Raw genomic sequence first — 12,278 nt, forward strand, 5'->3', positions numbered from 1 at the left:
ATGGAAACTCCAAAAATCTTCAAACCCTATATCGCACCAGAGCAAAACGTTGCAGAGTTCACTGTCAAGTCGATTGGTTTTGGAATTCTATTTGGAATTTTGTTCGGATGCTCTACGGTCTATCTGGCATTGAAGGCTGGTTTAACGGTGTCGGCTTCTATACCCATCGCAGTCATTGCCATTACCCTTGGTCGCAAATTTCTAAAGACAACCATTCTTGAAAACAACATCATTCAAACCACCGGTTCGGCTGGAGAATCCATTGCAGCGGGGGTAGTCTTTACCTTGCCAGGTTTTTTGTTTTTATCTCCTGGAGAAAATGGAGTTAGCGTAGGCGAGAGTTATTTTAACTACCTCACCATTTTAATTCTTGCTGCCTTTGGTGGCATGCTTGGCACACTGATGATGATTCCTTTGAGGCGATCGTTAATAGTAAAAGAGCATGGCATCCTTCCTTATCCGGAAGGAACCGCGTGTGCCTCCGTACTTCAAGCTGGGGAAAAGGGAGGTGATTTTGCCAAGACTGCGTTTTTGGGAATGGGCGTTGCGTTTGTGTATGCCGTATTACAAAAGGTAATTCACGTGATTGCGGAGACCCCATCGTACGTAACGAGTCAAGCAAATAAATTTTGGCCTAGTGCTGCAACACGTAGCGAGATTACACCGGAGTATTTGGGTGTGGGCTACATTATCGGATTCAAAATTTCAGGTGTGTTGGTGGCAGGTTCGGTATTGGCTTGGTGGGCGATGACACCCTTACTGGCAACATTGGTTCCTGCCGATACAATTGCTTTGCAATTAGTTAAACTTGGTTATCTAAAAGATATTAATTCTCCTGGTGGTGGACCTGTGCAATGGGATCCAATTGCGCACTCCTTTGGAAGTTATGCAGATGCCATATATAGGGGCTACATTAGACAGATTGGTGCAGGGGCAGTAGCTGCTGGCGGATTCATTACCCTAATTAAGACAATACCAACAATCATAAGTTCATTTACAGAGAGTGTAGAATCATTGAAAGAAAAAGGCGAGGCAGGTGTTTTGCGAACAGAACGTGATTTGTCATTCAAAGTGGTTATTATAGGTAGCTTGATTCTAGTTGCAGTTATTGCTCTTTTACCTAGCAATATTATTCCGGGTGACACAATAATTCAGAAAATTCTTATTGGGATCTTGATTATCGTTTTTGGATTCTTCTTTGTGACTGTCGCAAGCCGAATTGTGGGATTAGTTGGATCAAGTAATAGTCCAATCTCAGGAATGACAATCGCAACGTTAATGGGTACTTGCTTAATTTTTACAGCAGTAGGCTGGAGTGGTAAACTTTATGAACCGCTGGCTTTGGTGGTAGGAGGCATGATCTGCATTGCTGCAGCTAATGCTGGAGGAACTTCGCAAGATTTAAAGACTGGGTACATCATTGGGGCAACTCCTCGATATCAACAGCTAGCTCTTTTTATTGGAGCAATAGTATCATCAATAGCTATCGGGATTGTTGTAAAAATCTTAGACACGCCTACTCAGGAAATGCTGGCTCAAGGAGTTACTCACGCAATTGGTGAAAAATTTTCAGCTCCTCAAGCTACTCTAATGGCAACACTAGATCGAGGTATTCTTTCTCGAAATCTCGATTGGCAATTTGTAATGGTAGGTGTTTTCATTGCTGTGATGATTGAGTTGTGCGGCATCAAAGCGTTGGCCTTCGCAATCGGATTGTATTTACCCTTGGCTACTACACTTCCTATTTTTATCGGAGGTGCCATCAAGGGATTTGTTGACTATCGTGCGGAGAAACGAAACGAAAAAGTTGAAGAAGATGATCTGGGCAAAGGAAGTTTGTTTGCTACTGGTCTGATTGCAGGAGGTGCACTTACCGGAGTGTTTGCAGCCATCCTCATTGTTGCAAATGAAAGCCTGATGAAATCCATGAACATCGAGCACGGCATGGTAACCGCGCTTGGTGAAAATGCCTATTATATTTTGGGAGTAGCTTTCTTTATTGCTATGTGCGTAATTCTTTTCAAGACCGCCAGCAGGAAATAACTACAAGACTAATGGGGCGATGATCCATTAGTTTTTCACTTCGGCATTAATGTCGATTATTTCTTTCAAGGCTTCGAGGACAATTTTTTCGGATTCCTCCACTTTTCCATCGGCATTGATCACATCGTACAAGTCGGTGTAGACTTTGTACTTTTGCGAGAAATCAACAGATGAAAATTGTTTGAAGGTATCGCGAATGATGGTCATGGCCGTTTCGTGGTCAAAGCTTTTGTACCTTGCGAGTTCAGCGTCAAATTTCTGCTTTGGATTGGCTTCTGTTGGAAACAGCTTGCTCATTTTCCCTAAGATCACTTCTTCTTCTACTGGGTGCAGGTAATGGTCGGCAAGTGCCATGTGAATGTATAAGAACAATACAAAATCTGAAAAATTGTTGTGAAGTACCATGGTAGGTTTTGGTATTGTTTTGTGAGTTAAAGATAGAGAAAATACGAGCAACCTAAAAAAGGAAAGACCTTCCATATTAACAGAAGGTCTTTCCTTGAACTAAAAATAATCAGATTACATCATACCGCCCATGCCACCGCCTGGAGGCATAGCAGGAGCTTCTTTCTCTTCTGCGATATCCGACACAACGGCCTCAGTCGTCAATAGCAAACCTGCAATGGATGCAGCATTTTCTAATGCTAAACGAGCTACTTTCGTAGGATCGATGATACCCGCTGCAAAAAACTCTTCAAACTTGTTTTCGCCAGCATTGTAACCGAAGTCTTTCTTGCCTTCTTTTACTCGGTTTACAATTACCGAACCTTCTTGACCAGCATTTTCAGCAATGGTTCTTAAAGGAGACTCAAGGGCTAAACGGATGATATTTACACCAGTCGCTTGATCTTCATTATCAGTCACTACATCCTTCAATGCCTCAATAGCACGGATGTATGCTACACCACCGCCAGGGATGATACCTTCTTGAACGGCAGCACGTGTTGCATGCAATGCATCGTCAACACGGTCTTTCTTTTCTTTCATCTCAACTTCAGTAGCTGCACCGATGTACAAGATGGCAACACCGCCAGAAAGCTTTGCCAAACGTTCTTGTAATTTTTCTTTGTCGTAATCAGACGTAGTCACTTCAATTTGAGCTTTGATCTGATTTACACGACCTTGAATATCCGCCTTTTTACCAGCACCATTTACGATGGTTGTGTTGTCTTTATCAACATTAATTTTTTCAGCACGGCCTAGGTATTCCAACTTAGCGTCTTCCAACTTCATACCTGTCTCTTCGCTGATTACTTTACCGCCTGTCAATACTGCAATGTCTTCCAACATAGCCTTTCTGCGGTCACCAAAACCGGGAGCTTTAACAGCTGCTACACGTAATGCGCCACGGATTTTATTCACTACCAGAGTAGCCAATGCTTCGCCTTCAACTTCTTCAGCAATAATCAACAAAGGTTTACCGGTTTGGGCGGTAGCTTCCAATACAGGAAGCAATTCCTTCATAGATGAAACTTTTTTATCGTAGATCAAAACGTAAGGATGATCTAGATCAGCTTCCATTTTCTCGGTATTGGTTACAAAGTAGGGAGACAAATAACCGCGATCGAACTGCATGCCTTCAACAGTTTTTACTTCTGTCTCCGTTCCTTTTGCTTCTTCTACGGTGATCACGCCATCCTTGCCCACTTTCTCCATAGCAGTTGCAATCATCTTACCAATCTCGTGGTCGTTGTTAGATGAAATGGTGGCTACTTGAGTGATTTCTTGCGAACCTTTGATTGGTTTTGATTGCTTTTTTAGGCTTTCGATAACGGATTCAACAGCTTTGTCAATACCACGCTTTAAATCCATTGGGTTAGCTCCTGCAGCCACGTTTTTGATTCCGTGTCCGTAGATAGATTGAGCCAGCACGGTAGCAGTAGTAGTACCATCACCGGCAGCATCGGCCGTCTTAGAGGCTACTTCTTTCACAAGCTGAGCGCCCATGTTTTCAATGGCGTCTTTCAACTCGATTTCTTTAGCTACCGATACACCGTCTTTTGTTACGGTTGGGGCGCCAAATTTTTTGTCAAGGATCACGTTGCGGCCTTTAGGACCAAGGGTCACCTTCACTGCGTTCGCTAATTTATCAACGCCTTTCTTGATTCTATCGCGGGCGTTGGTATCGAATGTAATTTCTTTTGCCATATCTGTTTTAGTATTAAAATTTAGAGGTTGATTAAATGATTCCGAAGATGTCGGAATTTCTCATGATGAGGTATTCTTTGCCATCGATGGTAATTTCCGTACCCGAGTATTTTCCGTACAATACTTGGTCACCAACTTTTACTGTTACAGGCTTATCTTTTAATCCTTCGCCAACAGCAATTACTTTTCCTTGTTGGGGTTTTTCTTTTGCTGTGTCTGGTATGATGATACCAGATGCAGTTTTTTGTTCAGCAGGCGCTGCTTCTACCAGCACTCTGTCTTCGTTTGGTTTGAAATTGATTTTTGCCATAGTATGGGATAATTTTATAGTTAAACTTTAAATTAACGCAGACGCGTATAACGATATTCATGCCAAATGGGCTTTCAAGGCTTGGTTTAAGCATTATTGACCTAATTTGACGCAAGCCTGTCAGTCAGTGTCATGAATTAGTGCTTTCTAAATGGCAACTTGACAGTCTGCCTTTTTTTGGTGTAAATTAACTCCTCAAAAAAAGTTATGGAAAGATTGGATAACAATTGGTTAACACAAGGACTTATTGATTTCGAGTACAAGAAATATGTGTTGCTGGCCTACTTCAAAACAGTGAAGGAGTCTTTCACGAAAGTGGAGCTATATCCTTACCTATCTGACTTGGTTTTCCATTATCGAAACTTGCAATTATTGAAAGAAAACAAAGCGCTGCTGCACGATGCTTTTCCCAAAGAGATATCTACCGAAGGGATCAAAAATTTAGAGATCAACTACAAGAAAATTATTGAAGATGACGATGTGATGCATGAGTTGGAATCGATTATTGATTTTGCTGTGCCTCACTTTAAGTCATCGCTTGATGAGGGTTCTTACATTTATGAATATGTAGAATCGCATTGCGAAATCTCCCCCATTGGGCTAACCTCTCTTTATAAGAATGAAGGGTATTTATTTGTTGCTCAACCTCCTGAAAAGGAAACAAACATCTACAGGTATCAAATGACATTTTATGAGCAAAGTTACCCGGCCATGCGCAGCATACAAACCGAACATGTGATGATGACCGAGCGCAGCATTGCCAACACCTATGAGGATATTAAAAGAACCTTGATCAAAAAATTTACAGATTTGCCCAACCCGAGCGCCTACTTGGTTACTTCTAAAATGAGATTTCCGTATCAGCAAACATTGATGCCAATAGCAAAAAGACTTTTGGTAAGGGAAATTGGAAAGGAAGTATAACCCGAAGAATTACTTAAAAGAATCACTTTTTGGTGCTGTCGTTAGTAGCCTTGGGAGTCAAATTTAAAGAAGGTGCACTTTGCTGCTCTTTAGCTTTCTCCAAAATTTCATCTTGTGCGGAGCTGCTGCTAGGGGTAGTAAAATTAGTAGCCAATGAAAATACCATAATGGCAATGGCAAATCCCCATGTGAGTCTTTCTAAAAGGTCGCCTGTCTTTTTTACGCCCATGATGTTGCTCGCGGATGAACCTCCAAATTGACCGGAAAGGCCACCACCTTTGGAGTTTTGTGCTAACACAACCAATACTAAAAGAACGGCACTAACAATAGCCAATACGATAAACAGGGTATACAACATAACTTATTTCTTCAGCTCTTGAATTCGAGCCGCAAAGTAAGCCTTTTTTTGTGGAAACTTCCAAATCAGTTTCTTTAACATTTCCACGGCTTTTTCCTTTTTGCCTTGCTTAAGCAGAAGCTCAACCAAGGTTTCGGAAACAATATTTTCACCAAAAGAAGCACTTTTTTCAGTAAGATCAACAGCGTTGGCAACCGAAGCTTTTGCTTTTGGCATTGCCGGTTGTGTTTTAATAAATCTATCGATGATCTCAATTTGTTCTTTCAGCTTAGCGTCTGCCTTTATTCTTTTTTTTGCGTGTTGTTTAATCTCTTCAATCAATTCTTCTTCTTGCCCTGCTTCTAATGGGGGCGTAAACGCACGATTCTCAAGTTTAAGAACCATCTCTTCAAAACGCTTTTTTGCTTGGTGCATTTCATCTATATCCCGAACCACCTGCTCGTAGATATCACCATCTGAGTCGGATTCTGTTCTTAAAACAACAGGCTCTGTTCTTTGCACGATAGATTCCTCAGAAGAGGTTACTTCCACTTTGCCATGGATGCTTGTGGGGGGTAGGTCCGCTTCTTCAACCAAAGAAACATTTTCCTGATTTAAAACAGCCGCACTGCGAGGGGCTGTCATAATAGACTTTAGCACACCACGATCCGTAGCATACACGGCACTGGCATGCAACAGATTTTCTTTGCCCTCTAAATTTACATCTTGAAATACCCGGGCCGATAAATGATGGATCAGTTGACTATAGGGATAGTCTTTTAACAAACTTACCAGCAAGGTGGCATCTTCTCTTTCTAAAGAGGAATAGTTTTTAACAAGTAGGTTAAATTGACTTTTATCCACAGAGGTATTGGTGTAGCATGAGTAAATGTAGGAGAAAAATCGGATGCTAACAAAGCCAACGCATCAATAATGTATTACCAATTTGCAATGGTTGCATTAAACATATCCAAAAAGATCTGATCAAAGATTTTTTTCTCAAGACTTTCTTGAACCGTTAACAAGTTTTGTTCATTGGGGAAATCAGCGTAAAAGCTAAAAGTTTTGTCTTTAAAACTATTTTTAAGTTCCCGTGTATCCACATAGTTGACCCGCACCCCAATAGTTAACCGAGTAAGTGCAGCTTGAGTTGGCTGCGAGGCGCTGTTGTTGGAAACAGGTGCAATAGGACTGACCGCATACTGAACAAGGGTGCCTTCAATTTGAAGTTCTCCATTTTCCGGAACGATTTTCAAACTGGAATTTTGCTGGAAATAATCCTTCAAACGGTTGGTAAAATTTTGACTCAAGTTGGCCGGCCCCAAGTCGGTATTGTTGTAGAATAAATCCACTTGCATGGTTCGTGCCGTGGTAGCCGCACCCGATAGTGAATAAAGTTTGCAACCACTTAGTATTGAGAAACTTGCTAGTGCCAAAATACTACCGCAGAGTTTAAGGTAGTTTTTGATTGGTGATTTTAGAATGATTATTTTGGAATGGAGATTGATTGGTCTCTCGGTAGATTTTTGAAGCCTTGGAATCGTAAATCTTAAATCGTACATCGTAAATCGATTAGTCTTCTTCAAGCTCGTATTCTTTAATTTTCCTATAGAGCGTTCTTTCTGAAATACCCAAATCTCGTGCCGCATATTTGCGCTTATTGTTGTTTTTTCGGAGGGCACGCAAAATCAATTCTCTTTCTTTTTTCTCAATGCTCAGCGAGTCATCCTCCGCTTCATGGGTGATGTCTTGCACTTCTTCCGCCACTTCCGGACCGCTGGTGGATGGCCTCACCGGTGAGATGTTCAAAACCACATCATTCGGCTGTTTTTCTTCTAAGCGTACGCTTTCGAAGAGGTTGGCATTCTCTTTTATCAACTGGGCTGCTTGGGCGGGATTTGCCAACGCATCCAACACCATTTTTTTCAAATCGTTCATGTCCTTTTTCATATCAAAAAGAACCTTGTAAAGAATATCCCGTTCACTAATTCCTTCAGACGAATTTTGATTGTAGAGCGCGGGGAGGGTCGATTCCTTTGGAATGTAATAGGCCAAATCTCCTCCGTTGATTTCTTTTCTATCAGGTGATAGCACCGAAATTTGTTCTACCAAATTTTTTAACTGACGGATGTTTCCCGGAAATCGATATTTCAACAAAACTTCCTTTGCATCAGGGGTTAGCGTGATTGGTTTTACTTTGTATTTCTCAGCAAAGTCTGTCGCAAATTTTCTAAACAATAGTTCCGTGTCATTGCCCCTTTCCCGCAAGGGAGGAACAAAAATGGGCACGGTGTTCAGGCGGTAATAAAGGTCTTCCCTAAATTTGCCTTGCTCTACTTTGTTTAGCAAGTTTACGTTGGTAGCGGCTACCACACGCACATCGGTTTTGAGTACTTTGGAAGAGCCTACTTTAATGAACTCGCCATTCTCCAATACACGAAGCAATCGTGCTTGGGTAGCCAGGGGCATCTCGCCAATTTCATCCAAAAAAATAGTGCCACCATTGGTCACCTCAAAATAACCTTTGCGGGATTCGTGCGCACCTGTGAAGGATCCCTTTTCATGACCAAATAGTTCTGAATCGATAGTGCCTTCGGGAATGGAGCCGCAGTTGATAGCAATAAATTGCCCGTGCTTGCGGGGACTGAGTTGATGAATGATTTTAGAAAACGATTCTTTTCCCGATCCACTTTCGCCCGTAATGAGTACCGTCATGTCCGTGGGCGCAACTTGCATCGCCACTTCTACCGCATGATTTAGCAATTGCGCATTGCCGATGATTCCAAAACGCTGCTTAATACTTTGTATTTCTGATTCTTTGTTTGCCATTTTTTTTGTTAAAAGAATATAGATTTTAGAAGTTAGGATATAGGAGTTACTAGAGTGACCACTGAATACCGCTTACCACTAACTACTTACCACCAACCAATCGCCCCATCAACGTACCACCCGTACAACTCTCCACCAGCACATTGACGTATTCGCCTTTGGTTTTGTTTTCTTTTGGGAAGATCACCACCTTATTGGCCGTGTTTCTTCCTTGTAGCTGCTCGTTCGATCTGCGCGAAGTTCCTTCTACCAATACTTTGTGCACTTTGCCAATGTCTAACTGATTTCGCTTGAGCGATAGTTCGTTTTGCTTTTTGATGATTTCATCAAGTCTTTTCTTTTTCACCTCTAATGAAATATCATCAGCGTATTTTTTTGCCGCTAGGGTGCCGGGTCTTTCAGAATAATAGAACATATACGAATAATCATACTGCACGCTGTCCATCAGTGAAAGTGTATCGGCATGTTCTTCGTCTGTTTCTGTGCAAAAACCAGTAATCATATCGGATGAAAGGCCACAATCTTCGCCTAAGATTTCTCTAATTTTCTTTACGCGTTTCAAATACCACTCGCGGGTGTATCCGCGGTTCATCAATTCCAAAATCCGGCTGTTACCACTTTGCACGGGCAAGTGAATGTAATTGCAAATGTTCTCGTACTTCGCCATCGTGTAAAGCACCTCATCGGTAATATCTTTTGGATGAGAAGTGGAAAACCGTACACGTAAATCAGGGTGTACGTTGGCCACCATCTCTAAAAGATTGGCAAAATTTACAATCTGCGAGATGCCATTCTTCTCGAGCCTTGCCTTATTGTTTTCTTCTTCGCTCCATTTGTATGAGTCAACATTCTGACCTAATAGCGTTACTTCTTTGTAGCCTCTATCAAACAGATCCTTTGCTTCCGCAATAATGGAATGTGGATCGCGACTGCGCTCGCGCCCGCGCGTAAAAGGCACCACGCAAAACGAGCACATATTATCGCAGCCCCGCATGATGGAGATAAACGCGGTAATGCCATTTGAATTTAGTCGAACAGGGCTCACATCTGCATATGTTTCTTCACGTGAAAGAAATGTATTCACAGCCTTGCTTCCTTCGTCCACTTGTGCAATCAGTTTGGGAAGATCGCGGTACGCATCTGGCCCGGCTACCAAATCCACAATTTTTTCTTCCTCGAGTAATTTCGTTTTCAGTCGTTCGGCCATACAGCCCAAAACGCCCACCATCATGTAAGGCTTTTTCTTTTTAAAGCCGTTGATATGATTTAGCCTATTTCGAACGGTTTGTTCTGCCTTTTCGCGAATGGAGCAAGTATTTAAGAAAACGAGGTCGGCTTCTTCAATCTGAGAAGTGGTATCGAAACCATCTTTTTGAAGGATGGAAGCCACAATTTCGCTGTCGGAGAAATTCATTTGGCAACCGTAGCTTTCGATGTATAGTTTTCGGGCTTTACCTGTATTTTGGGTGGCCGAAACCTTTACTGTCTCACATGATTTTGTATCTTGAACGGTCAATACCCTGATGTCTTCAATCAAATTTTCCATTTTCCATTTTTTCGGACAGCAAATTTAACACATATTCGAAACTTTATGACAAGTTGTCAGTAAGATTTTATCAGTCTAAACTTTATTTGAGTAAACAATGGCTATTATAAAGACGGTTCGTGGATTTACACCCAAGTGGGGGAGTAATTGTTTTTTTGCAGATAACTGTGTGGTGGTGGGCGAGGTGGTGATGGGCGATAACTGCACGGTGTGGTTTAATGCCGTAGTGCGGGGCGATGTTCACTCTATCACCATCGGCAACAATACCAATATACAAGATGGGGCGATCATCCATTGCACTTACCAAAAAGCCAAAACCGTAATCGGAAGCAATGTTTCCATCGCGCACAATGCCATTGTGCACGGTTGTACGGTTGAAGACAATGTGCTGATTGGCATGGGCGCTATTATTATGGACGATGCCGTAATTGGGTCAAACTCCGTTATTGCCGCGGGGGCGGTGGTACTTCCCAAAACGATTGTAGAACCAGGAAGCATCTATGCAGGCATGCCGGCAAAAAAAGTAAAAGATATTGGGGACGAGATGCGCGAAGTGATTCAGCGAACTGCACGGAATTACCCGATGTATGCGGAGTGGTTTAAGTAATTGCTTTTTTGCCATAGATGCACGGATGGAAATCGATAAATTAAAAAAAATGATTTTCGTTGAAATTCGATTTAACCAAAAAATCACTTTGGCTTTTAGTTTTTCACCAATCTAATTTCTACCTTCCGATATGAATTCAAAGAATATAGTTTTTGATTCGGAGTTGCTTCATACCTTTAAAAAGAAATTGAAGGGTGCATTGTTTTGTGAGGTGGAAGAGGATGAAAATTCGGATGAATATCGCCACGTGCAGTTTGTAGGTCAATACGAGGGTGCTGAGGTTATTTACGATGCCATTATTTACACCCTTCGGCTTCAGCACGAACTCGAGTTATATGAGATGGCCGAGCACGAAGCCGCCAAGCATTTTCCTGACTATAAAAAACTAAATTACGAAGAAGACGAAAACGGCAATTTGAAAGCATTGGATAGCGAAGAGGAAGCCATCGGTTTATACATGGCCGAAGTCATTATTGATTTGCAAGAAGAGGAAGTGGTGAAAGTGAAAGAGCATATCGACTATGATTTGAGCGAAGAGAATGCCATTGGCTTGGATGTAGGTCTTCACCGAGAGTCTATCAGCACCAAAACAATTGAAGAATTTATAGCGCAATTTAATAACGGTAAAGTCACGCTAGACGATACGTGGTATTCGTTCCACCAAGAAGAGGAATCGGCATGATACCAGGCAAGGATACTAAGAATCTGTCGCCTTCCAGCCCAATGTTTAAGAAATCAATATAACCTTTGTGTCTCTGCGCCTTTGCGTGTGATTGTATTTTGCTGTACACTCTAAGCCTATTTTTTTGATTTGTGACTGCCACCTTTCTGGCTATATTTGCAACCCTTAAACATTATCCTTATTTGAAATGAAAAATCTACCCATCGCATTAAGCGGTTTATCGTTAGTGGCAGTTGTCATTTTGTATTACCTGCATTTCTCTGCTGGCACAACCAAAGCAACAGCGGCCACTACTACCACTGCCACTGGTTTGAAAATTGCCTACATCAATTCTGATACTGTCTTAAAGTATTACGATTATACAAAAGAGATCAAAGAGCGCTTTGAAGCTAAAGGAAAAAAGCTGGATTCTGATCTTCAAAACCGTGCAAAAGCGTTAGAAAGTGAGATCGGTGCTTACCAGCGTAACGTTAGCAACATGACTATTGGCCAAGCCAAAGCAATAGAAGAAGATTTGGGAAAGAAGCAACAAAACCTGGCCGTTTATCAGCGTTCACTCGAACAAGAGCTGGCCATCGATCAGGCTAAAGTAAATGAAGAATTGTATGGCAACATCACTTCTTTTTTGAAGAAATACGGAGAAGAAAATGCTTTGGAGGTTGTGCTAAAGTTCAACCGTGAATCAGATGTGCTGTTTACAAGCCCTGCGTTAGATATTTCGCAAGATGTTATCAAAGGACTTAACGAAGCGTACAAAATCAAGAAGGCAACCCCGGTAAAGAGCGACTCAACTTCGTCTAAAAAGAAGTAAAGTTTCCGCTCGCAAAATTCATGAAATTTCTTTTCGATAAG

Annotated in this window: 13 protein-coding genes; 5 read left to right on the top strand and 8 right to left on the bottom strand. The window is 41.8% G+C overall.

Annotated elements, in window-relative coordinates; all coding sequences use genetic code 11:
* A complete protein-coding gene (locus KA713_03565) occupies positions 1-2,043 on the top strand; it encodes an oligopeptide transporter, OPT family (GenBank protein ID UXE67693.1) in 2,043 nt (680 codons plus the stop codon).
* Between the two features lie 27 nt (positions 2,044-2,070).
* On the opposite strand, the gene KA713_03570 is transcribed toward KA713_03565, so the two are convergent.
* From KA713_03570 to KA713_03580, 3 genes are all read right to left on the bottom strand, one after another.
* Entirely contained in the window at positions 2,071-2,448 is a 378-nt protein-coding gene (locus KA713_03570) for a TerB family tellurite resistance protein (GenBank protein ID UXE67694.1), read from the bottom strand.
* A 114-nt stretch (positions 2,449-2,562) separates the two neighbouring features.
* Positions 2,563-4,191, bottom strand: coding sequence for a chaperonin GroEL (groL, locus tag KA713_03575; protein ID UXE67695.1), 1,629 nt, complete (start codon positions 4,189-4,191; stop codon positions 2,563-2,565).
* A 31-nt stretch (positions 4,192-4,222) separates the two neighbouring features.
* On the bottom strand, positions 4,223-4,501 hold the full coding sequence (locus KA713_03580) for a co-chaperone GroES (protein ID UXE67696.1): 279 nt from the start codon (positions 4,499-4,501) through the stop codon (positions 4,223-4,225).
* Between the two features lie 207 nt (positions 4,502-4,708).
* On the opposite strand from KA713_03580, the gene KA713_03585 reads away from it, so the two are divergent.
* Positions 4,709-5,425, top strand: a complete 717-nt coding sequence (locus KA713_03585; GenBank protein ID UXE67697.1) for a hypothetical protein — start codon at positions 4,709-4,711, stop codon at positions 5,423-5,425.
* A gap of 22 nt (positions 5,426-5,447) precedes the next feature.
* On the opposite strand, the gene secG is transcribed toward KA713_03585, so the two are convergent.
* From secG to miaB, 5 genes are all read right to left on the bottom strand, one after another.
* Positions 5,448-5,783 carry a preprotein translocase subunit SecG gene (gene secG, locus KA713_03590; GenBank protein UXE67698.1) on the bottom strand — a complete coding sequence of 112 codons (336 nt, stop codon included), beginning with the start codon at positions 5,781-5,783 and terminating at the stop codon, positions 5,448-5,450.
* A gap of 3 nt (positions 5,784-5,786) precedes the next feature.
* Positions 5,787-6,626, bottom strand: coding sequence for a hypothetical protein (locus KA713_03595; protein UXE67699.1), 840 nt, complete (start codon positions 6,624-6,626; stop codon positions 5,787-5,789).
* A 74-nt stretch (positions 6,627-6,700) separates the two neighbouring features.
* Entirely contained in the window at positions 6,701-7,348 is a 648-nt protein-coding gene (locus KA713_03600; protein ID UXE67700.1) for an LptE family protein, read from the bottom strand.
* Entirely contained in the window at positions 7,335-8,591 is a 1,257-nt protein-coding gene (locus KA713_03605; protein UXE67701.1) for a sigma-54-dependent Fis family transcriptional regulator, read from the bottom strand. The genes KA713_03600 and KA713_03605 overlap by 14 nt, the downstream gene beginning before the upstream one ends.
* An 82-nt stretch (positions 8,592-8,673) precedes the next feature.
* Positions 8,674-10,137, bottom strand: a complete 1,464-nt coding sequence (gene miaB / locus KA713_03610; GenBank protein UXE67702.1) for a tRNA (N6-isopentenyl adenosine(37)-C2)-methylthiotransferase MiaB — start codon at positions 10,135-10,137, stop codon at positions 8,674-8,676.
* Between the two features lie 97 nt (positions 10,138-10,234).
* On the opposite strand from miaB, the gene KA713_03615 reads away from it, so the two are divergent.
* The 3 genes from KA713_03615 to KA713_03625 all read left to right on the top strand — a co-directional run bounded on the left by KA713_03615 (position 10,235) and on the right by KA713_03625 (position 12,237).
* Positions 10,235-10,744 (top strand): gamma carbonic anhydrase family protein, encoded by a 510-nt coding sequence (locus tag KA713_03615; protein ID UXE67703.1) that lies wholly within the window; start codon positions 10,235-10,237, stop codon positions 10,742-10,744.
* 130 nt (positions 10,745-10,874) lie between these two features.
* Positions 10,875-11,426, top strand: coding sequence for a hypothetical protein (locus tag KA713_03620; protein ID UXE67704.1), 552 nt, complete (start codon positions 10,875-10,877; stop codon positions 11,424-11,426).
* Positions 11,427-11,613: 187 nt separating this feature from the next.
* Positions 11,614-12,237 carry an OmpH family outer membrane protein gene (locus tag KA713_03625; protein ID UXE67705.1) on the top strand — a complete coding sequence of 208 codons (624 nt, stop codon included), beginning with the start codon at positions 11,614-11,616 and terminating at the stop codon, positions 12,235-12,237.
* The last annotated feature ends 41 nt before the right edge of the window (positions 12,238-12,278 follow it).

It is taken from the genome of Chryseotalea sp. WA131a (assembly GCA_025370075.1).
GTDB lineage: Bacteria > Bacteroidota > Bacteroidia > Cytophagales > Cyclobacteriaceae > ELB16-189.